The 24,326-nt window shown below is 40.0% G+C and carries 23 protein-coding genes; all 23 read right to left on the bottom strand.

Annotated features, from left to right (window positions below; all coding sequences use genetic code 11):
* Positions 1–6: 6 nt before the first annotated feature.
* The 23 genes from AAC632_RS07815 to AAC632_RS07705 all read right to left on the bottom strand — a co-directional run bounded on the left by AAC632_RS07815 (position 7) and on the right by AAC632_RS07705 (position 24,185).
* Positions 7–762 carry an FkbM family methyltransferase gene (locus tag AAC632_RS07815; protein WP_340297112.1) on the bottom strand — a complete coding sequence of 252 codons (756 nt, stop codon included), beginning with the start codon at positions 760–762 and terminating at the stop codon, positions 7–9.
* 154 nt (positions 763–916) lie between these two features.
* A complete protein-coding gene (locus AAC632_RS07810) occupies positions 917–2,014 on the bottom strand; it encodes a glycosyltransferase family 4 protein (RefSeq protein ID WP_340297113.1) in 1,098 nt (365 codons plus the stop codon).
* The gene (gene asnB, locus AAC632_RS07805) at positions 2,007–3,770 is read right to left on the bottom strand and encodes an asparagine synthase (glutamine-hydrolyzing) (protein ID WP_340297115.1); all 1,764 of its coding nucleotides are present in this window, start codon (positions 3,768–3,770) and stop codon (positions 2,007–2,009) included. Before asnB ends, AAC632_RS07810 begins: the two co-directional genes overlap by 8 nt.
* Positions 3,771–3,775: 5 nt before the next feature.
* Complete coding sequence (locus AAC632_RS07800) at positions 3,776–5,530, bottom strand: carbamoyltransferase family protein (RefSeq protein ID WP_340297117.1); 1,755 nt, start codon at positions 5,528–5,530, stop codon at positions 3,776–3,778.
* 22 nt (positions 5,531–5,552) lie between these two features.
* The gene (locus tag AAC632_RS07795) at positions 5,553–6,509 is read right to left on the bottom strand and encodes an NAD-dependent epimerase/dehydratase family protein (RefSeq protein WP_340297119.1); all 957 of its coding nucleotides are present in this window, start codon (positions 6,507–6,509) and stop codon (positions 5,553–5,555) included.
* A 24-nt stretch (positions 6,510–6,533) separates the two neighbouring features.
* Positions 6,534–7,496 carry a UDP-glucuronic acid decarboxylase family protein gene (locus AAC632_RS07790; RefSeq protein WP_340299905.1) on the bottom strand — a complete coding sequence of 321 codons (963 nt, stop codon included), beginning with the start codon at positions 7,494–7,496 and terminating at the stop codon, positions 6,534–6,536.
* Between the two features lie 56 nt (positions 7,497–7,552).
* Positions 7,553–8,689, bottom strand: a complete 1,137-nt coding sequence (locus AAC632_RS07785; protein WP_340297123.1) for a glycosyltransferase — start codon at positions 8,687–8,689, stop codon at positions 7,553–7,555.
* Positions 8,689–9,726 (bottom strand): polysaccharide biosynthesis protein, encoded by a 1,038-nt coding sequence (locus tag AAC632_RS07780; protein WP_340297125.1) that lies wholly within the window; start codon positions 9,724–9,726, stop codon positions 8,689–8,691. The genes AAC632_RS07785 and AAC632_RS07780 overlap by 1 nt, the downstream gene beginning before the upstream one ends.
* Positions 9,723–10,595: a sugar nucleotide-binding protein gene (locus AAC632_RS07775; RefSeq protein ID WP_340297127.1), complete on the bottom strand. Its 873-nt coding sequence runs from the start codon at positions 10,593–10,595 to the stop codon at positions 9,723–9,725. Before AAC632_RS07775 ends, AAC632_RS07780 begins: the two co-directional genes overlap by 4 nt.
* Before the next feature lie 488 nt (positions 10,596–11,083).
* On the bottom strand, positions 11,084–11,989 hold the full coding sequence (locus tag AAC632_RS07770) for a polysaccharide deacetylase family protein (RefSeq protein WP_340297129.1): 906 nt from the start codon (positions 11,987–11,989) through the stop codon (positions 11,084–11,086).
* Complete coding sequence (locus AAC632_RS07765) at positions 11,967–12,632, bottom strand: formyltransferase family protein (RefSeq protein WP_340297131.1); 666 nt, start codon at positions 12,630–12,632, stop codon at positions 11,967–11,969. The genes AAC632_RS07770 and AAC632_RS07765 overlap by 23 nt, the downstream gene beginning before the upstream one ends.
* Positions 12,622–13,668 (bottom strand): glycosyltransferase, encoded by a 1,047-nt coding sequence (locus AAC632_RS07760; protein ID WP_340297133.1) that lies wholly within the window; start codon positions 13,666–13,668, stop codon positions 12,622–12,624. Before AAC632_RS07760 ends, AAC632_RS07765 begins: the two co-directional genes overlap by 11 nt.
* Positions 13,665–14,564, bottom strand: a complete 900-nt coding sequence (locus AAC632_RS07755; protein ID WP_340299916.1) for a hypothetical protein — start codon at positions 14,562–14,564, stop codon at positions 13,665–13,667. Before AAC632_RS07755 ends, AAC632_RS07760 begins: the two co-directional genes overlap by 4 nt.
* Positions 14,561–15,376 carry a hypothetical protein gene (locus AAC632_RS07750; protein ID WP_340297137.1) on the bottom strand — a complete coding sequence of 272 codons (816 nt, stop codon included), beginning with the start codon at positions 15,374–15,376 and terminating at the stop codon, positions 14,561–14,563. The genes AAC632_RS07755 and AAC632_RS07750 overlap by 4 nt, the downstream gene beginning before the upstream one ends.
* Positions 15,373–16,263, bottom strand: a complete 891-nt coding sequence (locus AAC632_RS07745; protein ID WP_340297139.1) for a glycosyltransferase family 2 protein — start codon at positions 16,261–16,263, stop codon at positions 15,373–15,375. The genes AAC632_RS07750 and AAC632_RS07745 overlap by 4 nt, the downstream gene beginning before the upstream one ends.
* Positions 16,264–16,314: 51 nt before the next feature.
* Positions 16,315–17,091 (bottom strand): cephalosporin hydroxylase family protein, encoded by a 777-nt coding sequence (locus tag AAC632_RS07740; RefSeq protein ID WP_340297140.1) that lies wholly within the window; start codon positions 17,089–17,091, stop codon positions 16,315–16,317.
* 7 nt (positions 17,092–17,098) lie between these two features.
* A complete protein-coding gene (locus AAC632_RS07735) occupies positions 17,099–18,208 on the bottom strand; it encodes a DegT/DnrJ/EryC1/StrS family aminotransferase (RefSeq protein WP_340297141.1) in 1,110 nt (369 codons plus the stop codon).
* Entirely contained in the window at positions 18,205–19,425 is a 1,221-nt protein-coding gene (locus tag AAC632_RS07730; RefSeq protein ID WP_340297142.1) for a class I SAM-dependent methyltransferase, read from the bottom strand. Before AAC632_RS07730 ends, AAC632_RS07735 begins: the two co-directional genes overlap by 4 nt.
* On the bottom strand, positions 19,422–19,982 hold the full coding sequence (locus tag AAC632_RS07725) for a dTDP-4-dehydrorhamnose 3,5-epimerase family protein (protein WP_340297143.1): 561 nt from the start codon (positions 19,980–19,982) through the stop codon (positions 19,422–19,424). The genes AAC632_RS07730 and AAC632_RS07725 overlap by 4 nt, the downstream gene beginning before the upstream one ends.
* Entirely contained in the window at positions 19,979–21,031 is a 1,053-nt protein-coding gene (gene rfbG, locus AAC632_RS07720; protein WP_340297145.1) for a CDP-glucose 4,6-dehydratase, read from the bottom strand. Before rfbG ends, AAC632_RS07725 begins: the two co-directional genes overlap by 4 nt.
* Entirely contained in the window at positions 21,028–21,804 is a 777-nt protein-coding gene (gene rfbF, locus AAC632_RS07715; RefSeq protein WP_340297147.1) for a glucose-1-phosphate cytidylyltransferase, read from the bottom strand. The genes rfbG and rfbF overlap by 4 nt, the downstream gene beginning before the upstream one ends.
* Positions 21,805–23,319, bottom strand: coding sequence for a capsular polysaccharide export protein, LipB/KpsS family (locus AAC632_RS07710; protein WP_340297149.1), 1,515 nt, complete (start codon positions 23,317–23,319; stop codon positions 21,805–21,807).
* Positions 23,316–24,185 (bottom strand): class I SAM-dependent methyltransferase, encoded by an 870-nt coding sequence (locus AAC632_RS07705; RefSeq protein WP_340297151.1) that lies wholly within the window; start codon positions 24,183–24,185, stop codon positions 23,316–23,318. Before AAC632_RS07705 ends, AAC632_RS07710 begins: the two co-directional genes overlap by 4 nt.
* Between the last annotated feature and the right edge of the window lie 141 nt (positions 24,186–24,326).

Here is a 24,326-nt window from a genome sequence, read left to right as displayed (position 1 = left end):
ATATATTTAGCCCCTAAAATTAGTGTTTTTTGCAAAAATCATGCCATAACCACTCAAGTTATTAACACACAAAACATCAAATCCATTTTTATGAAGTGCGTCAACGGCATCAGGAAATTTTTTCCCCACGCCCAATTCATGATATTCAAGGGAGATATAACGCACCCTTTGCCAATCAACATCGCTTGAAAATACGTCCCACTCTGCGCCCTCACAATCCATTTTTAAAAAATCTATTTTACCCCCAACCAACGCCAAAATGTCTTGGAATGGAATACCTATTTGCTCACCATTACAATCCGTCTGAGTTCTCGCCATCAAATGGCTCTCTTCGCCTTCGATAATTTTGATTGACTGATGGCTCTCTGTTATTGCAACAGGTATAACTTTAAAATCAAAAAATTTTGAATTTTTTTCTAATACTGGCAATACATTTGTATTGGGTTCAATTGAGTATATTTTAAATTTTTGGTGTATAATCTTAGCATAAATTGCAAAAAGACCGATATTTCCACCAATATCAACAATTACACCTTGTGACGGCAGGTCTGCCGATTTTAAAAAATATGTATCATCTAAAAATATTTCTATAAAGCTTTGATATGACGCCACGTCTTGTGGAATTTCTAAATCTACTAACTTATAGTTGCAGAGTATTCTTCTTGGAGGTTTAAATTTTTGAAAACCAATATAGAAAAATCCATATAATATTGCGCGAAAAAACCTTTTTAACCTGAATATAACGGTCCCAAAATTTATCATACCCCCGCCCCCTGTTTTTGTGGCCCATTATTTTCCATTTGAGCTTTACGGAACATGTAAATTTTAGGCATGAATATCTTAAAATATTGATAGTTAAGCTTGTTTAATCGATCCGAGATAGTTATCTTATTGCAATAATTAAAAATGAAAAGGATCACTGGAAAATTTTAATAAAAAGTGCCGCATACCGATCTTTAGACCTATCAATGTCAAAGTGCATGATCTTGTCGTTATTGTGGCGGCCGCTGGCAAAGCATTTCATTAATGCCCCGTGCAAAGCATCTGTATCACTAGGATCCACAGCGATCCCAAGCTCGCCCTCCAAGATCGCTTCATGAGTTCCATCCAATGACGACGCTACAACGGGTGCGCCAGATGCAATCGCCTCCAAAAGTGTTATTCCGAAACCTTCACCAAATCCAGCAAGGACAAAAGCATCACATATTTTTAGTAAGTCTTTCTTACTCCAATCGTCGACAAATTCGGTAAATTTTATTGTCTCTGATAGTCCCAACGTATGAACTTTTGCCTTCAAACGTTGTAGGTCGCTTCCACCACCGCAAACAATATAGCACGCCCTTTGTGATAGTGATGGATAATTTACAAATACAGATATAAGTTCATCAACACCCTTGTAGCGCTCTCGTTCATCCAACCGACCCAGAAACATTATAATTTTTCGGCCTTGAGCAAAATTTTGAATTGGTGAAATTTTTGTTTCATCAAGGACAATGTGTTCGCGATATTCTTTCACATTAATACAATTCGATACAATACTGATAGGCTCCCTGTAATTTGACCAAGCTTTGAAACGAGTGGCTGTTACGTGACTTACACTAAGCACACAATCAACATAATTTTTAATTATTATTTTTTTTATATTATTACCTGGCGACCATGCCTCTACCCCGTGGATTTGTAAAACTATGTTACACCCGGACACTAGCTTCATCAAAGCAGCCACAGGGAGCAAATTCATATGACCACAGACCACCACGAGCTTCTTCTTCATACGATAGGCTGAAATCAATGAATGAAGAGTATATAAAAATTTCTGCTTGGGATTGATCGTTTTTACGATCGCGCCTGAATTGTGGTCAACTCTTGAAGCTTTGTTTGACCTTGAAACAAACACTAACTGAGAGCCTCTCAATGCCCTTGATGCGATATAACAGAAGTTTCGATTGTAATGTGCAATTCCACCCATTGCGTCAAAGCAATCATTTGCCAAAAATATCAGGTCTCTAGGCATCGAGAACCTTTAAGCTGCTTCTATATTCATGCAAAATAAATTCAGCCCACTCTTTGATCCCGGATGAAGCTGTGACTGGGCGACCAATTCTGTTTAACCAGTCTCGGTAGGGCACTTGAAACCCAACCTTTGGTCTACGCATTAAAGATCTCAAATTCTTACTTTTGATACATTTTATTAAGTCTGATTTTGAAATATTTTTTGTCGTTACACGAGAAAGTTCATTTAAAAATCTATAGTCAACCAGAGGGGTACGAAGTTCAACCGAATGGGCCATTGCCGCCCAATCAGCGTCACGAAGGAGCTTACTTGAAAGATAAAACTCTATCTCCAAGGCTTGAACCGTATCCAAAGGGGAAGCAAAATTATGAGAAATTTTATTCAATATTTGATCAAAATTACCTGCAGAATACTTTTGAGGATCAATACAACGCACCAAACCCCAAATATTTTCGAGAGAACTAGGCTTTTCTAGCAAGTATTTTATTTTTTCATTTTTTAAAACACCAGAACTAAACAAAAACTCACTAAAATATTTTATATTTATAAAATTCAATAGTAGCTTTTCTAAAAATCTACAGATTTTATATAATCTGGGGGCCAATTTAAATGATGGATAGCCGTAAAAATGCTCATCTCCCCCTACCCCAGACAACACAACCTTTATACCCAATTCTGCTGCAAATTTCGCTGCAAACCAAGTATTAATACCGTCGGTACTTGGAAGGTCCATTGATCGGATGATCTTTGGTAAGTCACTTACCACCTCCTCGACGCTTACCTTACGAACTTTGTGCGACAAACCCAACGAGGCTGCAATTGTTGCGGCTCGCTCCACTTCGTCAAATGGCGTCTGTTCTAGACCCTCGAATAATATAGTCAAAGCTGTCAGCTGCGACGTACAATTTCTAACGGCAAACTCAGATATAACTGCTGAATCCACACCACCAGACAGCAATATGCCAATTGGTACGTCGGAGACTAAATGTTTTCGTACAGTATTTTCAATCGCCTCAGACAAGTTCATCTCGCGTTCTACACAGGAGTATTTTGAGCTTCGATCAATTTTTTCGAAAATATCCGTATGTTTGCGGACCTTCACCTCTCCATCAGATGTGATTTCCAAAATGCTCCCTGCTGGTACTGCGCAAACGTTTTTCGAAATAGTTTCAGATTGGAGCACATGGCCAAAGGCTTGGAAATGTTCTATTGCCGCGTTGTTTATTTCAAAATCGCAGCGAGGATCAGCTAAAATAGCCTTAAAGGTGGAAGAGAACATAAATTGATCTTCCAATTGGGCCATGTAAAGTGGCTTTATTCCGTAAGGATCTCTGGCAGCGACTAGAGACTGCTTGACTTCATCCCAAATGACGAATGCATACATCCCCTCAAGATACGAAAACATATTAGCGCCATACTCGACATACATTTTCAGAAGAACTTCACTGTCTGAAAACGATTTGAACTCGTGACCCTTTTCTTCAAGCAGCTTTCTTAGCTCGATATAATTATATACTTCTCCATTAAATGAAATGGCGTACATACTATCGGCGGTGACCATTGGCTGGGCAGCACGATCACTGATGTCGATAATAGAAAGACGAGTATGACCAAGCCCTGCCCGTCCACATTGAGAAATCCAAATACCATTGCCATCAGGACCCCGCCGAGCCAGATGCTTTAGAGCACGGAATAAGTTCCTCTCGATATCCTTAGCATTTGAATGCAACGAAAATTCGGCAAATATACCACACATATCTGTTAAGGGCGCTCTGATTTTCTTACTATAAACTTATCCATGACCAACACATCCATGTCGGTCCGAAGAAAACATGCAATTGCTTGCTCTGGCGTATCAACAATTGGTTCATTTTCATTAAAACTGGTGTTCAGAACGACGCCATGGCCAGTTTGTTTCTTAAGGCAACTGATCAAATGATAATATAGTTCATTAAAATTTTTGTTTACAGTTTGCACTCGTCCGGTTCCGTCTACATGCACTACCGCAGGGAACACACTTCGCCACTTCTCTTTAAATGGAACAACATGTGTCATAAACGGGCTTGATACCGGATATTCAAAATACTCAGTCACGTCTTCCTCCAGAATAGACGGAGCGAAGGGACGGAAACTTTCTCGCTTTTTTATTTTCTTGTTGATGATGTCTTTCATGTTTTTGATTGCAGGATCTGCAAGAATGGATCTGTTTCCGAGCGCTCGCGCCCCCCACTCTGAACGTCCTTGATACCATCCACAAACTAAGCCTTCAGCTAAATAGCTTGCCGTAAGCTCCGCTGCATGGAACTTATCTTTGGCTTCAATAAAATTAAGATTTCGTTCAGTTATTGCAGCTATTACTCGCGAAGAGGAATACTCAGGGCCCCAAAACGCGCTGTCCATCACAAAGCGGTCGCGCTGGGGATTTTGCATGCGACCTGCATAAAGTGCAGCGCCGACTGCAGTTCCGTCGTCACCAGCTGCTGGAGGCACATAAAATTGCACTTCAGGAAACGACTTGCTGATCAAACCGTTGACAACGCCATTTAGAGCACAACCACCTGATAAAACAAGATGTTTCACCGAAGTTTTTTCAAGATGATGTGCAACCATTTTTAAAGCAGCATTTTGAAAAGCAACTTGCGCAGAACGAGCAATATCCATGTAGACTTGTTGGATATCAGAGCCTCTTGCCCTACTCTTTCCGAGCAATGAAGTTAGCTTTTCGGAGTACAACGTTGGTACGGACCACACTCCTTCTGCATCTCTTAAACTTGCTCTAAGCAGATCGTCAAACCGGAAGAAACTATCATCTATCTTAACACTGTGCCGGCTCGTTACTGAAATAACCTTGCTTAACTCATCGACAAATCTGGGTTCGCCATAAGGCGCCAACCCCATAACTTTGTACTCTTCGCCAAATTGATCAAAGCCAACAAACTGAGATAATGCCGTGTAAAAGTGCCCTAAGCTGTTGGGAACGAAATCTTTCTTAGATGAAGAAATGTTACCATTTTCGCATAAAGCAATCATAGACGATACGAAATCACCAGAGCCATCATAGGAGAAGCTGAGCGTTTTTTCTTTAAAGGGGGATGCTAAATATGCACTGGCCGCATGGGCAACATGATGTTCAACTGGGATTAACTTTTGACGGACAGGACTATATGTACCACCCAGATGTTCCTGGATCTCTTTAAAGGGATTATTTGGAGAAGACCTACGAAAAAAGCGATTAAGAATATTATCAATACTAGCAGAAGGGTACTTAGAGGCAAACTTAGCCTTTTGATAAAGATTAACCGCCGGATTTCGAGAAACCGCTATGGAATTAACATCATTAAGCGAAATTCCATTTTCAGTCATAAGCCATTTGATCGCATTTATAGGAAAATCTGCCGAATGTTTTTGCCGCTGGCCTAATCTCTCTTCAGCTACTGCGCCAACAAGCTTTCCGTCTACAAGTAGGCAAGCAGAGGAATCTGGGTGATAGCAATTTAGTCCTAAAATAATGGTCACAATTTAGTCCTTGAGCTATTATTTACTCTTTTGTTCTCAACCATAGGCCGTATTCTTCCATAGCGCTTTCATAGGTATACGGCAAATCTACGACCATCTCATGCAACTCCTGGTTTTCGTAAATGTAACAGCAAATAATGTTGTTTAACCTGTATGAATTGAATGGAAAATTAATACCTATTTTGTTCAAAGCATCTCCACCCATAGCAAAAAGTATAGACAGGCTGCGAGGTAAAGTCATTGGCCTCTTGGCGCCAATCTGCGCGCAGATATCATCCACATACTTTCGGATTTCTATCGGCTCAGGATCGCAAATATAAAAAGCTTTGTTTTTAAAATTTGATTTATCATTCTGACAAATATTGATAATTTGATATGCGCAATTACCAATGTAGCTGTAGCTCTTATATACGGGGCTTGTGCCCATGTGGAAATAAAAACCTCTTCTCAGGTAATGAATAAAACGATCGTAATGTTGATTGTGGCCTTCTCCCCAAACGGTAGTCAATCGAACTATAACTGCCTTATTAGGAAGAAGTGAACTAATCAGAAATTCAGCTATCCGCTTACTTTCTCCATAAAACGTCAAGGGAGGAGCATCTTCCTCCAACCATATATTTTTTACTAATTGGGTTGACGAAAATACAACTCTTTTCACGGAAAATAAATCAGATAGCTCCTTAACTTTAAGAATTGACAAATAATTAAAATCATAATGACCAAGACAACGACCATTCAAATCTGTCACAGCAGCGAGATGGATTATGTAGTCAATTTTATGTGAAATTTCTGATATTGCTTCAATTGTGCCTTTACTCATCCAATCCATGGTCAAGTAGTCGACATTTTCAAGTTCACGCACAGGAGCCACCCGATCCACGGCGATTACTCGAGCATCATCCCTGCGCGATAAATCTCTTACGACACGAGAACCAACCATTCCGGAAGAACCGGTCACTAAAAATACAATTTTTTCCATATTAAATCATAAAATATTCGAGAATTAGTTGCAAATAAATTTAAAATACTTAATTGTTTCTAATATTCCATCATCTAATGAAACTTCTGGCTTCCACGACAATTCAGATATCGCTTTATCTATCGCCGGCCGTCTTCTTTTGGGGTCATCGCTAGGTAATTTTACAAATGATATCGACGACTTACTACCTGACAAATTAAGAATCTTTTCGGCCAGCTCTAATATTGTACACTCTGATGGATTTCCCAAATTCACAGGTGTCACCTCACTCTGGCTATAGTTCATAAGCCTGACCAGACCCGACACGAGATCATCGACGTAACAAAACGATCTTGTTTGGCTGCCATCGCCAAATATTGTGATATCGTTACCACTCAGTGCTTGCATAATAAAATTACTTACCACTCTTCCGTCATTTGGCTGCATCCGCGGCCCATAAGTATTGAAGATCCTTGCGACACGAATATCTACGTTATGCTGCCGGTGGTAATCAAAAAATAGTGTTTCAGCGCATCTCTTTCCTTCATCATAACAAGCGCGAACACCAATCGGATTGACATTGCCCCAGTATAACTCATTCTGGGGATGTATCACTGGGTCCCCATAAACTTCACTGGTAGATGCTTGCAGGATCCTCGCGTTAACTCGCTTAGCCAATCCAAGCATGTTAATGGCTCCATTAACGTTTGTTTTTATAGTTTGAACTGGATCGGTTTGATAATGAACCGGAGATGCTGGGCAAGCTAGATTATATATTTCATTAGCTTGAACGTAGAGTGGAAATATCACATCGTGGCGCAGAATTTCAAACCGCTCATTCTCAAGGAGATGGAGAAGATTATTTCGCGAACCAGTCAAAAAGTTATCAACACAAATTACGTTGTGCCCCTGGGACAATAAGGTTTCGCTCAAATGTGATCCAATAAATCCAGCCCCCCCAGTAACGACAACTGACTTAGAATTATACGAATTATTATTCAAAACCATCTCCAGCCCGATTGTAAATTTTTAAAACACTATTTCGAATGCTATCTTGCTGATATTTATACCCTTGGAAGTTCATATACGTATTTTAGTGAATCTCCAATAGCAGCGGCAGAAAAATGCTCCCTGACTTCGGCGGGTGCAGAAAAAGTACTTAAGCTTCCTAGCGCCTTTAAATTTGAAAATCCTAGCAGAGCTTCGTATATACTTTGGGATGATGGCTCACAGATTTTACACGCTCCCATTTCGAATAGTTCACGAGCAATTGCAACCCTCGATGAGCAAAGGACTGGCACCCCAGCGGCAGCGGCCTCTACCGCAGCCAAACCAAAGCTTTCAGACCAGGAAACTTGAACATACAAATCCAAATTAGAAAGCATTTCGTGTTTTGCCGTTTCGTCAACTAAGCCAAGCCACTTAACTCTATCGCCAATTCCTAATTTATCTGCAAGATATCGCAGTTGCAGCAAGTAAGATACCTCTCCATCACCGGCAACAGATAGTAAGAACTTCTGATCGCGGCAGATAGCGATTAGCAAATTTTCTAAATTTTTTACCTCATGAATTCGACCAATTGTACCGACATGGAGTATTTGCGATTGCTTATCTTCGATGATGTGGCTCGTTGTGCTTACACTGTTATCCGCATGTTCCAAAGACGGCCTCACAAACACCGGAATTGGAACAACAAATGTAGACTTAAGTTGAGTTACATGACTCATTGTCTGCTCATATTCATCACTTGATGTAAATATTAAGCCAGAAGATCGAGCAATCATATGCCTTAAGTAAAAATTATAAAATAATTTCTTTTTTTTATTATCACGCATACCGTAGTTATTTAACATTCCGTGTGGAGAAATAAAAAAATCACATGGACACAAAAGCATTAAAAAATTTGACAATAAATCAAAGACACCATGAAAATGCATCTTTACATTTTCACACCGTGTAATTTTGAAAAATTTCAAAACATTTCTAATCGATAAAAAATCCGAAAACGACAATTCATACAAGTTTTCTCCAAGAACTCCAGCATTTTCGATTAGTTCACTACGAAAATAAGGATCTAAATTTGTACAAATAACTGCGACAGAGCTAAGCTTCTCACTCACACATTTTATATAAGCCAATGCAGCATGGGATTTTCCACCATTTTTGTTATTGAAATCACTGACAACAAAGATAACATGCATTAGAGATAAAAACGAAGTAGAGATGAAATTAGATTGTCATTTTTAAGTACTTCAATAGTTTCATCAACAGTTAAATGTCGTGAATTCTGTGAATTAAAGGATTTATCTTCACCCCAATCCTCCATACCTTTCGACAAATAATCATCGTAAGAAAGGTTTCGAGTATCTAATGGCACTCGAAAAAAGTCTCCATTTTGCTCAACAATTCTCATTTCTTCCACAGAAAGTAAAACTTCATGAAGTTTTTCTCCGTGCCTATTTCCAATGTACCGTATTTTGTGATTTTCAACCCCCATGATTGAGCATACGGCATGTACTAAGGTCATTATATCGCATGATGGAGTGTCTTTTACAAAAATCGATCCACTACTCCCATGATCAAAGGCATGTAGTACTAAATCCACCGACTCCTCCAAAGACATCATAAAACGAGTCATTAATGGATTGGTAACCGTAATGGGTTTACCCGAAGATATCTGCTCAAAAAAAACGGGTATTACAGACCCGCGCGATCCAATAACGTTACCATAACGCGTTGCTGCAAACCGAGTCTTCGCCATCATATGCTGCCGCGCTTTGCCCACCATTAGTTTCTCCATCAATGCTTTTGTCATACCCATTGCATTGATTGGATAAACGGCTTTATCAGTACTCAGCACTACCACACTTTGAACGCCACTTTGCACGGCGGCATCCAAAACATTGCTAGCGCCTAAAACGTTAGTTTTGACCGCCTCTAACGGATGAAACTCACAAGACGGAACTTGCTTAAGTGCAGCCGCATGGAAAACATAATCAATGCCATGCATAACGTTCTGTACTGAGTCAATATCACGAACGTCTCCTAAAACGGTCTCCAGATTGGGCGAATTTACGCTAACTCTTAAGTCTTCTTGTTTTTTTTCATCACGGCTATAAACACGTACGTGGCATGAGAAACGTGACAGTAATGAACGAACCATCGTTTGGCCAAATGAGCCAGTACCACCAGTGATTAAAACAGATTTCTGGTCAAGATCAGGGAGATTATAACTCACAGATATTTCCTTACAATATCATGGCATGACTGCAATTGTAATTTCAGTTGATCGGCCCACGGTTTCTTGATTTGGATATGGCCTAACTTATCCTTAGCGACTAAACTTCTATCAAGTCTAGGCTCTTCAGTCTGAATTACCTCAATATCAAGATTATAAATCTGGCGCACTAACATCAGAAAATCAAACTTTGATATCCTTTCCGAAGCGATATGATGCAAACCGGGCTCAAACCAATTGGACGTTATAATATCACCAATAATATTTGACAGGTGCGCTGTTGCAACGCCAGAAAAGTACACATTCCGAAACCCAAAAACTTTACCGTGATTATTAGACATAAACCAATTTAATAAACTTAAATTTCGGTCAATTTCATGACCGACAATGGACGAACGTAAAGTCATCGTGTTTGGAAGGTCCTTGACCTCCCCCATAAACTTAGAACGCCCATAAATGTCGGTGGCATCACTCTTAGTGAAAACAGTATAGTCTCCAGTAACTCCTGAAAAAACGCAATCTGTACCAAATGTTATAAATTTTATATCATTGACCAAACAAATTTCCGCAACTTCGTGCGGAAATATTGCGTTCCAGTAATACATCTGGTCATCATTTGGTGGTATAATCTGCTTCACTAAGCCAACACAGTTCAGAACATAGTCAGGTTTAAGGCCACCTAACTGACGCCGCACTTCTTCTTTTGAAAAATCCTGCAAACGAAGTATTTTACAGTTTTGATGTGAAACGATATTTGCCGTGCTTCGGTCTCGCATTACAGCAGTAACGGTCACGTTAGGAATTGAAGATAATTGACGACATAACTGATGACCGAGCATTCCACTTGCACCGAGTACTGCAATTTTCACCTGTTTCTCCCTCGTTGGAAAACAAACAACTTAAGCGATGAAGAATTACACAGGCACTTAACAAAAAAGTAGCAAAATATTATTTATGTATCCGGCACTGTCAGAAACCCAGCCGCTTACTCTCTATCATCATCCTTACATTACTTTCAAGTTGTACTGTACAAAGTGAAAAGTTAATGAGTGGATGCACCTCACTGGTCTCATTGAAAACTATGTGAATATTTTGACGCGCCCCCCATAGAGTGGTTCAGTTTACTTCTTATTGCATTGTACGCGTCTAGTCCGTCGGAACGATACTTTCTGGCGTGGGTGGCCGATAGGCTAATGCGCTGTGTAGCCTGACCGTATTGGAGTACAAGCAAAAATGGATCCAAAGCACAATACAATCCGAGGCACGAGATGCAGTGTAACTTAGGTGAAGATAAAGCGTTAAGGCTTCAACGATGGAAAGGTGCACTTTGTGCTATTTCAATTGCTACTGCATAATTTCATCTAAAAATCCTCTCTTTCGAAGCATCAAACCGAGGAACTCTAAAAATACAATCATTATGCATGAATTCGCGTGCTTCTGTTGTGAACGCAACCTCAAAACCGCATTGTTGAACTAATGCTGCCACAGTTTCATTACAACCACCATTCGGGTAGGATAAAGTCGTATGACCCTGAAAACGATTCAAAGCTGCGCTAGACCTACGAAGATCATCTTCTATTGCGGGAAAGCTTTGGAAAGTATAGTCAAATGAAGCTGCACCATGCGAACCAATGAAATGGCCTAGTTCGTGAATTTCATGTATATCGCCCCAAGACAAGTATAGCTTAGAGTGCAACTCACAAAGCGGAATTGGGATATACTTTTCGGCTAAAAAAGCAAGCGCAGTTTGACGGAGTTTTGCATTGGGAAATTCACGCAATACTCTCGTGACAAAAATCATCTCATTGGACCAAGTGTTATTCGTCCATCGCGATTTTTTGAAATGACTTAATGTACGTTCCGTAAAACCTCTTTTCTTCATAAATACAATCAGATCTGACATTATCTCATTTTCTGGGCCACTTGCCAAAACAAACTGTATTAAGTTTGAGTCAATAAAGGTAGCGGGATCACTGCAAACATCAGTTGGTACGAAAAAAATTGCAGAAATTTCTTTTTTATTGAGGTAATGAGCGACCTCCAAATGATCTTTCAGCCCATCATCAAAAGTTAAAATGTAGTCAAAGTTACCAAATTTAATTGCATCGAGAATAGAATAGAAATTTGAATTTAATGTATTTTTCCCTAAAGATTCAAGCCCTTTGTAAAAATTACATTTCGAAAGAAATGACGGCAACTTATATCGATTTGGAAAAAAATGTGGGTCCACGTCACGCACATCATGTATCATCATTACTTTCATCTACCGCTCCTGAAAGAGTAACATACGTCCCGTCGCGAAGTTTAAGTTTTGCTACTGGATAAGGACTTTGTTGGCACCTGATGAAATCACATCGTTGGCGAAATGACATCTCCTCCAATTCAGTCAGTGTAATTATTGACATTTCGGAAGTGCGTCGCCGACGCAAGTCACCCACACTCCTTGTGTTAATCTTTTGAGCGTCACATCTCTCACCGAGATCATCCATAACCGACAAAATATTCAAACAAAGCTTTGCCGAACGAGTAAGCTCACCGAATATATCACTTATTGAACCCGAAAGATTAATTGGTACTTTTGCCAGAACGGGGCCATCGTCGACCAGCTCGGTCATCCGAAACATTGAAGCGAAGGTATTTTCCACACCATCTATGACCTGGTGTTGAATTGGTGATCCACCACGATATTCAGGAAGATCGGATGGGTGGAAACAAAGGCACAACTCGTTCTGCACGAAAGAAGAAGGAACGATCCAACTCCAACCGATAAACACAAAAACAAAATTTTGATTAGATAATTTTTGCCAATTAATTTTTTGTGGATTCTTGAATATTTCCCCAGACAACTGGCTGCAATCGATTGAATTGATGGCCCAATCGCGGTAAGCAAAGAATTTAAAAACCATTATTAATAGCCTTAAACAAGCATTTTTTTACTTGATTTAGGTATAATTCCAGCGCTGACATACGATCTGAGCGCCTAGAAGAAATACACACATCAATACAGGTGTCAGCCTCGCAAAAATCATGCAGCAACGATATTGAATCATTAATATTATCTTTTAAAATTGCAGGAGTGGGAGACGCAATTACTGGCAAGCCTGCCGAAAGATATTTTAATACCTTGCTAGGATACGACGATGCAGAAAAGGCCGCATCGGTATCTTGTAAAGCTAAACCGATATCATAGTTGCCCAATACACCATCCAATTCGTTAGGCGCTAACGCTCCCATAAATCGCACATTTCTCGTCAGTTTACTTTTCAATAAATCAATAGAACTTTCGTTGCCAAAGCCATATATGTCTAGCTGGCACTGGTATCGACTAATATTGTGAAAAAATTCAATCGCGTCAAATGCACCAGATTTACTTTTATCGTCAATTATACCAATGTAAACTAATTTAATCGTCTTTTTATTAATAAAAATTGTCTCTTGAAAATTCTTATCAATCCTAATTGGCCCGGGAAGCACACAAAAATTTAGATTACGATCGATTCCAAGTTTTTCAGCTAACAGCTCAGAACTCAAAATATAAAATGAAAAGCCCCTAAGCAGCTTTCTCTCTAAGGATCGAAAGAGCCAGGCATTGTATTCCGGAGTATTACTATAAACTTCATTTATCTGAGCAAAAAGTTTTGCTCCGCAAAATTTTGCTAGGGATATTGCGGGAAGTATTGCTAAAGAATGGTAAAAAACACAACATTGACGCCCGCCAGATTTTTTCGCCAGTAAATATAAAATCTTTAAATTTAAAAATAAAAAATGAACCCACTTATTAGTAGAAAGCTGCGCACCACAATCTATGTACTCGACCTTGTGAAAACTACGGAGTAACTCTAGAGTAAATAATGATAGGTCTTGCCCAGCGGGCGAATAATAACGCGATCCTAAGGAAGAGCATTCATCTCCGAACCCAAAATACAAAATAGTTGCTTTCATATCTTAAATATTTTTTTCAACTGAAGTTTGGTCCAAAACTTAATTAATAGAATCTTATCAAGAAATTTGGTGATCAAGTTAATCGAACCCAGATTACTGTTAGGCCCTTCAAAATCCTTCAAAAGGTCAAACGGGCTATCTACCGCTATTAGTTTATCATTTGAGAGTACATCAATGCCGGACTCCAAACGCCCTTTTATATAACTGTCATCGCGAAAATACGTTGGCAACTCTTGATGCGAAAAAGCACTCAGCTTTTGAGATACCCGCTCTGCCCCTCCCATGTACGAAAAATGCCAGCCGCCATTAAAAATTAATTTTGGGTAACGGTACAGACGAAGCTTTGTAGCCGTAACGCCGATGTTCAAGTAAGGAATAAACCCAGGACCAAAATCATACGGTTTATCAATTAGTAACCCGTTTTTAATTGTATTATATCGTACCGCAACTGTTCCACCAAACCAATACGGTAGAGATTTTCTGCGCCAGTTGGAATGGTAGAACCGAAAGTGTTGTACAAACCTATACACCTGGCCGTCTTCTAGTTTGGCTGGAAGCTTAGAAACATCTGGAAATTCGTCTAAATCAGAGACTAGTACAACGTCGCCATCTCTGCAAATGTGATTTAAATACTCAAATGTTTTGTTACGCTGACTATTTTCCAGGTGCCAACTTGTTTTAGGTATAGAATTAATATCCATCCTTACATAAATAATTTTATCGATCCATTCATCAAATTCGTTAATATGCGCCTCAAAATTAAAAGGCTTATCTATTCCCGAGTGAGTTTTATTAGCCTCGCAAATAATAAATTTTTCCACGCAGGGATAAAGATATCGTAAACGAATTTTTAAAAGTTCAATCTCATTGAACAATGTGAAGCAGTCATAAATCAAAGCGACACCCAATCTCCTGGCATGAAGCAAGGGCGTGGGAAGCGCCAATCAGTGTACGTAGCATTGGGATAATAAATTATACATTCTCGTTCGTCCAAAAAATCCGCCACAAGCCCTACCCACAAGCTGAATGTACTATTCGATAAAAAAATATATTTATATCGAGATATACGCCTCAGATCAAGCACAGCAGTTTTAGATCCTGAATAAAAAACCTCAAAATCTCGGAACAAGTCCTCATCATTTATTATTGTTTTAACAATTTTTTCATTATCTGTGTACACGTCCAAGACAAAAATTTTTCGTTCACGAAGAATATTTTCTACTTTTTTCAAATAACACGTGGAAATATTTTCCTTGCTATTTTTATTTTCATTAAATATCCGAAAATGAAGTGCCGCCCCTTCCACTGATGGACTGTGAATAGAACTTAAAAACAAAAAACTGTTTTTGTTAGACTTTAAGGTCCATAGAGCTTGCTGCATAATTTGATGATAGCCGATATCATACTTTTTCCTCAACCTTCGGAGGTGACTCAAAGATCCTGAAAATTTATAAACACCTAAGTAGATGCAGTAGCCAATAGAAATCTTAAATTTGAATGGCCTACAGCTAGACAATTCAAACTTACGACGAAATCTTTTGTCTCGCAAAAATCCCCAAATGTCATTGTATGCAACTTTATCCCCTTTCTTTATACGCCCCAACCCATTTGCATACTGAAAGAGTTGATTTCCAAGCCCCCCCCGAAAAATAATAGTAACGTTAGATCTTTTTTGTTTGTGCACAATGCCATCGAGGTCTTTTTTCATTTTCTTAAACCAGCGATAAATTTTTTAACGCAACGCTTTATTCCTAATAATTCAATTAAGGCAGATGCAAAGATATAAGAAAAATATGGGATATCTATAAAAAACTTATGAATAATAAGCGTATATCTTTGTCCGACGGAAAATTGCTTGCAACTCAAAAAATAGGAGATTGAGTAGGTAAAATAGTTAATGAAATCTGGAATTTGCTGCTTTCCAGATACAACACTAGACATATTCGCGCCGTGGCGCCTGTAAAGCTTACATGCTGCGGGAACATACAAACCCACCCTCGTCGCACTCACAGCGTGAACAAACAGCCCTTCACCGAAGCACTTCATTGAACGACAACGCTCGAGGTATCTAAAATCTGCTTTAAGCACTTTTGTCCGATACAAGCCGTACACCTGATAGGAGTTTACTCGTAATGACGCAAGAGTGAACGACCACTTAGTTTTTGCATCGCGAAATGGATCCATAATCTCGCCTTCGATGACGCTATTATTTTCGTCTATAACCTTCACTTCTGGAAATACATAATCAATATCATTTTCTAAAGCAGAAATAAGTTTACTAAGATAAGTGGAATCGGCCAACTGATCATCAGCTGCAATCCACATAAAGCAATCAAATTTTGCTTTATGTAATGTAAAATAGAAATTACTTAGAAAACCAATATTGGATTTGTGGCGATAATATCTTATCCTTTCATCGCCCCTCATTGCATCGCGACAAATTTTCTCAGTCATATCATTGGAACAATTATCAGCCAAAATCAATTCAAAAAATGGATAATCTTGATTCAAAATGGTCTGAATTGTATCCTTTATATATCTGCTTCCATTATAAACTGGCAATCCAATTGATATATTTCTTTGTAGTTCTGTCAATATACTTTCCAGTTGAATAAGTTGATATGCATGAAATGCCGTTGTGTCTTTCTACCTGATCTTTTTCAGATATCCATCAGGTGCAACAGATAAAAGTAATTTCTTGTGTATTTCTTTATCAATAACATATGCATCATTATCTTTTAGATACTGGTGAACAGCAGTTTTCGGGTTTTGCTTCGTGCTCCAGAGCTTATCTGCATTCAAATCATCAGGCATGTCGTTTATATTTGTGTCAAAGACAACACAGTAACTTCCCTTTGAAACCAACGGAGCGTAGGCTTCAAGCTCTGAAAATACATGTTCATGTGTGTGATTAGAATCCAAACAAACCAATACTCTTTTAAATTTCTTTGCCATCTCAGTAACTTCCCTGATGATCCTAACGTCCGTAGAAGATCCTTCAATTAGATCAATTCTATGACTCATCGGGTGGCTTTCAATCGCAAGACGGTTGTGTGATCTTATATCAATATCAATACCGATTACACGTCTATTCACATTATTGGGATCGATTAAATGACCTGCATCCATCGCATCACAATATTCTAATAACGACAACATAGATGCACTAAATATTATTGAACCACCTCTGGCAACACCGGTTTCAATAACAAGATCTGGCTTTACTTTCCAAATAATTTCCTGCATCGCAATGATATCCTGCGGCATCTGGATAATTGGCAATCCAAGATAATCAAAGTTATATTCATAATCCAGTCTAGTAAGCTGAGTCAGAGTTTTATTAAATTCATCTTTATATCTCTCATAATCTTCTATTCTCTTGGAGCGCGACCGCAAAAAAATTTCTCTATCATCATGTGCCATATTAACCTTATACCTTTGCTAGTTTTCGAATGACGTTGATAACTCGCTCTTGCTCTTCGAGAGAGATATCATGATAGGAGGGGAGATTGATGGCTCGAGAGGCTATTGATTTTGCATTTACATTGGAATTAACTTCTTTAAACATAGGCAGTCCAGATAAAGGCCAAAAAAACACACGTGCATCAATATTTTCCTTCTCAAATTCATTTTTGATCATCTCGCGAGATACATTTTTGCACTCATCGAACACTACAGTTGGCATCCAAGCGCCATTTATAATTGTACCATTAGTGGGGTTCATTGAGATCCCGCCAAGATATTCGATATTTTTTTTGTAGATATTTAAAATTTCACGCTTTCTCTTGATTAATTGTTCTACTCTTTCTATTTGAGCGCACCCTATTGCGGCCTGAATATTTGACAACTTATATTTAAAACCAATCATATCTGGCCAAAACTGTCTGACTGTATGCTTGGATCTTCCGTGATTGCTCAATGTAAGTACGCGCTCATAGAGGTGGGCATCGTTCGTGACAAACATTCCGCCTTCGCCAGTGGTTAATGTTTTAGTGCCGTGAAAGGAAAACGCCGCGAAAGCACCCATGCTTCCAGCACGTTTTCCATGATAACTTGAACCTATAGCTTCGGCAGCATCTTCAATAATAGGGATGCTATATTGTTCACCAATCGCTAGGAGCCGGTCCATATCACAGAGATTGCCATAAAGGTGCACCGCAATGATCGCTTTTGTTCGTGGTGTAATTGCAGCCGCAGCTTGCTCAGGATCGATGCACCAGCTGTCAGGTAAAATATCGACAAATACAGGCCGCGCGCCTAAAAGAACAATGGGCGATGCAGTGGCTATCCAGTTGGTATCGGCAATAATCACTTCATCTCCAGGGCCTATGCCAAGTGCCGCCAGTCCCATATGTAAAGCACCAGTACAACTGGATGTTGCAATGGCGTAGCCGACATCGAGATGTTTTTTGAATAGTTCTTCAAATCGATCAATATAACGGTAGCATTGATCCCCCCATCCATTTGCAGCGGCATCGCTTGCATAGCTCACCTCAAGGTCAGTAATAGAGGGCTTAGTATAAAAAATCCGCGCGTTCATATGATTTTAAGCTCAGGCACTACCGTCACAAATTGAGAGGCAGGCATCTCTTGTGCCAATCGGCTATTCACTTCTTCAGAAATGTTCCATGGGAGGATTAAAACATAATCTGGCTGAGCCTCAATTAGAGCCTGGGGTTCCAAGATGGGAATGTGGCTACCCGGCATAAATTTCCCTTGTTTGGATACCGCCGCATCACAAACAAAAGGCAACAGATCAGACTTCACACCTGCATAGTTGAGCAATGTATTGCCCTTGGCCGCAGCCCCATAAGCGGCAACTGTTTTCCCTGAACTTTTTTGCTTCAAAAGGAACCCCAACAGTTCATTCTTGATCCTATCAGCGCGCGGCTGAAACTCGACAAATGGTGACAAACTTTGAAGCCCTAACTCCGCTTCTTTTTCCAGGACTACTTGAACCGATTCAGTAGTTTTTCGCGCATCGCCAGCATGACAGCCATAGATGCGCAAGCTACCGCCGTGAGTTGGCAACGTTTCAACGTGCCAAACCCGTAAACCTGAGGCAGAAAATATGTGGCCCACGGTGTAAAGTGAGAGGTAAGAGAAATGTTCATGGTAGATCGTATCGAACTGTGCATGCTCAATCAGCTTCATAAGATGCGGAAATTCAAGCGTGATCGTACCATTCGATTTCAGTACTTTTTTGAGTCCATTGGTGAAATCGTTGATATCTGGCACATGAGCATATACGTTATTTCCAACGATTAAATCTGCTTCCTTTCCCTGCTGAGCCAACTTCTGACCTAATGCTGCACTAAAGAATTCGCGTATAACTGGGATACCTAATTTTTCTGCAACCTCAGCAGTGCTTGCGGTCGGCTCAACCCCAAGCGCAGGGATGCCCGCCGCCAAAAAATTCTTTAATAGGTAGCCATCATTTGACGCTACTTCAATGACAAAACTATTTCTGCTCAACCGTAAGTTCCGGATCATCTTCTCGCAATAAGCTTTAGCATGCGCCACCCAGCTATCAGATGTACTAGAGAAATAAGCATAATCCGCAAGAAAGAGCTCAGTTGCTTGTGCATAGTCTTCAGTTTGTACTAACCAGCAGTGGTCACAAACTTTCACCTTAAGCGGATAATACTGCTCCGGTTTCTTAAGATCTGCCGCAGTCAGATATGCATTCGATGGCGGCGCAAAGCCCAAATCAATAAATTCATGTATCAGGGGACTTTTGCAGTGACGGCATTTCATAGAAACAAACCCTCGAATTCCGAAGTGAGCATCGTGTGCTGCTTATCCCTCAACGAACGCTCTGTTATGGGCATCGGCCATTTGATTGCTAAACGAGCGTCAAGCGCGTTCAGACCTGCCTCTGCATCTGGGCTGTAAGTAGTAGTGTGCAAATATAGCAATTCACAGTTATCAGTTAGAGATTGAAAGCCATGAGCAAAACCTTCAGGGATACAAACCGTGCGATGATTTTTTTCGCTTAAAATTTCCCCATGCCAATGAAGAAATGTCGGTGATCCATTGCGCAGATCGATCGAGACATCAAACACTTCCCCCCTCAAGCAAGATACTAGCTTCATTTCTGCATATGGTGGATGCTGAAAGTGCATTCCGCGAACCGTACCCGCCTTACCAGTCAACGTGTGGTTGATCTGCATGACGTTGCGTTGGCCTATGATCGATTTTAGTTCGTCACTACAAAAAACACGTTCAAGATAGCCGCGTTCATCACTGATGGGCTGACGATGGATAACTCGCAAATCATTTATTGAAGATTTTGCAACATTAAAGCGCTTCATGGCTTAATATAAGCTTGAATTTGGGAACTGGTGATCATCGCCATATCCGCTTTATTTCGCCACGCCTGATGCCATTCTATCGTCTTGTCGAGTGTGGCCCCAAGATCCCATCTAGGTACCCAACCCAACTGGGTTTTTGCTTTGCTACTATCAAGCGTTAACAAACCGGCTTCATGCACTTTTAGGGTGCTGCCGGTTTTCCACCTCGCACCTGGCATGCGCGCGCACAACATGTCCACAATACAACTAACGGGTTTCGAGTCCTCGTAATTCGCACCAAAGTTCCAAGCTTCAGCGAATTCACGGCCTTTTGTGTAGAGCTTTTCTGCGAGCAATAGATAACCGTAAAGCGGCTCCAATACATGCTGCCAGGGACGAACTGCATTCGGTGATCGAATGGCCAATGTTTTGCCTGCATCAAATGCGCGAAAAAAATCAGGGATCAAACGATCGGTTGCCCAGTCACCACCACCAATCACGTTGCCCGCGCGTACACTCGCAAGATGGATATTACAGTTATCCAGAAAAGACGCGCGATATGCCGCAGCTACGATTTCTGCACAAGCCTTGCTTGCCGCGTAAGGATCATGACCGCCTAATCGATCGTTTTCTCGATAAGGCCAAACCCACTCATTGTTTACGTAGCACTTATCAGTAGTGATGTTAACGATGGCTTTCACGGTGCCAACCTTGCGTGCAGCTTCCAACACATTAACCGTTCCAAGTACATTCACGGCAAAGGTTTCAACAGGGGTGCTATAAGACATGCGCACCAATGATTGCGCCGCCAAATGGATAATAATCTCCGGCTGTGCTGCATGTATAGCATCGGAGAGTGCAGAAATGTCACGTACATCACCAATGATTGATTGTGAGATACGCTTACTAAGATGAGTTTCTGTAAAGAAATTGGGTCTGGTGAGTGGTTCTAGCGAATATCCATAAACATAGGCACCCAACTCATAAAGCCAGTGCGCCAACCAACCGCCTTTGAACCCAGTATGGCCAGTAATGAAAACCGACTTACCTTTCCAGAAACTGTCATTCATTTCCAAACCTTCCAAGGCGCAGCACCTGAATTCCACAGATCATTAAGGTATTTTTTCTCTCTGATAGTATCCATCGGCTGCCAAAATCCAGTATGCTTAAACGCTGCTAGGCTGCCATCAAAAGCCAACTGCTCTAACGGTTCTTTCTCCCAACTTGTTTCATCTCCCTCAATGCGGTCAATAACGCGCGGTTTCAGTATAAAAAAACCGCAATTGATCCAACTACCGTCACCCTCAGGCTTCTCGACAAAACGTTCTACTCCATCATCTGGTGTCAGCTTTAGCGCACCATACCGACCTGGCGGCCTAGTTGCAGTGAGGGTCGCATCCAGACCATGAGCACGATGAAAGTCAATTAATTTCGGGATATTAATATCTCCCACACCGTCCCCGTAGGTAAAGCAAAAATCTTCTTCAGCATTGAGATATGAGCGAATGCGTTTTAATCTACCTCCGGTCATCGTGTCCTCGCCGGTATCTACTAGAGTAACAGACCAAGGTTCAGCTTTATTTTGATGCACTTGAAGACTGTTGTTTCCCAAATCAAATGTGACATCTGATTGATGCAGAAAGTAATTAGAAAAATATTCTTTAATCGCGTAACCCTTGTAGCCACAGCAAATAATAAAATCGTTAAGCCCATAAGTTGAGTAAATCTTCATGATATGCCATAAAATTGGTTTCCCACCAATTTCTAGCATAGGTTTAGGCTTTAAGTCTGTTTCCTCAGAAAGACGAGTGCCATAACCACCAGCTAACAACACAACCTTCACTTAAATACTCCACTTACATTCACCCAGAGATCTGAACTTTTCAACTGATCTTAAAAAAGCATTAACAAGCTGCTCGCGCGCTTCACCATGAAATTCATAAGGATCATGATCATCAAATTCTATAAGGAAATTCTGATCCAAATACACATTACTTAGTTCAGGCACGGGATGATAATTATCTAAATGTAAAAGCTTTTTTGCTAGATCATCGTTATTTTCAAAACGAAGTATCCCATCGACCTGATCATACCAATTTGAACCAAAGGTTATCGCCGGAACACCAAAATGAACTGCCTCAATAGCGACTGTGCCGTTTATAGTCGCAACGCAATATGCATTTTTTATTAGTTCAGTAGAGTCGTGGGTGGTCGATACCAGTTGAACATTACCAATGTCCAATATTTGATCATAGTAATCTGATGATCGATAGTTAACTGCAGAGATATACGGGTTTCTCAGTTCAAACATTGATGGATTTTCTTTGTAGACAATTTTTATATTCGACGGTAAAGCAGTCCTAATAGCCCGCAAGACCGTAAATACATCCTTATACGCCAAGGCGGTTGGAAGTGTGGAACCTTCAGGCTGAGCGGACATTGCGAAATATAAGTACCTTCCGGGGGTTAGTTCGGTGCTACACTTTAACTCGTACTGTTTTAGCTTAATCCTAAGAAGGATTTTTTGATATAAAAAAAATATTGAATAATAAACTTTATTAAATTCACTCTTTGATGATGACCATCTGCGCCTAGACAATTTGAATAAATGACCCGCGGGTTTATTAAGCCTTAAAATAAAGCCTATAACCCTAAAAATATCCATAAATTTAAAATTCAATAATTTAATTGCTGTATGGATTTTTTTGTCTTTTTCTCTAGCGGTTCGAAATCTTATTGGCTTTGGTATGCTTTCTTCCATATTCAGCCGCAGGCTGTGACCAAATCGGGAAGAGGCCCCTCTAAAATCAAAATTTTGGGAGTTTTGTGAGCTAGAAAGCAAAAGAGTTCTGTCCGTAAAGGAGCATGAGAGAAATCTATACCTATTAAAAATATGAGGAGTGTCAACATAAACTGATGGAATTTTCATTGCCTTCAAAACTACATATAACACAAAAGAAGATGGATCATGCGGAACATAGTGATGAAAACAAAAATTTATTTTTTTATCCAATACATGATATAACCAAAAATTATATAACTCAAAATAGTGGCTCGACATTTCTTGCGCAGAAAAATTTCTCTGACCAATTGAATATCTTGCGAAGACACCAATAGCTAATCCCTCGTAGGTTGACGCTTTCTCCAAATGTTCTCTAGATAGTACATTGGGAACGTTATATGTAACCATTCCGCGTGCAATCTGATGATCATAAAAGCAATTTTTAGGTAGATTTAGGGCGGAGAACTTAGACTGTTGCGTCAGCACAGTTAGCGCTACTCGATGACCCTCCGCCAAGAGCGCCTCGCTAACGGCTTGATAAGTAGAGTATGGAAATCGGTCAAGAAGGAAATTCATGATGCAATTAGCAGGAGCGTATCTGTTTGATCAAGCATAGCTAGGGCGGCTTGATATGCTCTATCAAGCTCATTTGAACTAAGCTCTGGCCATACCTTGTGGCCGCCTGGCAGCCCCTGCGACAACCAATACAGATGATTAGAAAGTGGATAGCGTTGCAAACTTTTGATTTGTATATTCTTAAAACCTGCTGCTTGAGCAACAGCTCTCAAACTTTCCCGTGTGTGAAGTACCAAATGCTCGCTCCAAAATGTAAAATTCTTAAATTCTGTACAGTCATATAAATCAAACAAAGCATCTTTAGCATGAGGCACCTCAATCAATACTTTACCCCCCGCTGCCAACTTCGCCTTTAAATCGGTCAGTGCTTCAACAGGTTCGGATAAATGCTCTAAAACATGGAACAATGTTATAATGTCAAAGGATCCATGTGATAACTCACCGATTGAGTTAAATACCTGATATCCTTTTGATGCGACGAATTCAGCCCTAAGCTTATTTACTTCAAGACCTGCGCATGAAGCAGACTGATCAGACAATTCTTCAAGGGTACCGCCTAAACCACAACCAAAATCAAGCCAACGCTTACCTTGCACATAATTTAAAAAATCGGATTTACGCCGAAGATTATCAGAAACGCGGGGTGATATTATTTTTTGGTCTCTTACAATATATCCATCTTCCTCATCTCTCTCCGCATAATACTGATCAGAGATGTGGCTGGCCTTGGAAAGAACAATTACTTTTGTAACTGGATCGCGAAAAACTGAAACGTCTTCACGGTCTCTTACCCGATCGTGATACAGTTCCAAACGATCACATGAAATTACGCCCAGTTGCTCAAGCATTTTATGGAAATCTGACATTACGCCACCTGTTGCGAACTATTTTCAAATGATTAACAGTTATATAGAAATTTAAATATAAAAAAAATTCATGTGCCTTGGTAATTAATAAGTTCGAAAGACAACTAAAGACTGATATAAAATTTTTTAAAAAACAAAAAT

This window comes from Roseobacter sp. HKCC-CH-9351 (assembly GCF_037830295.1).
Taxonomy (GTDB): domain Bacteria; phylum Pseudomonadota; class Alphaproteobacteria; order Rhodobacterales; family Rhodobacteraceae; genus M30B80.
This window is presented reverse-complemented; position numbering and strand designations above follow the sequence as displayed.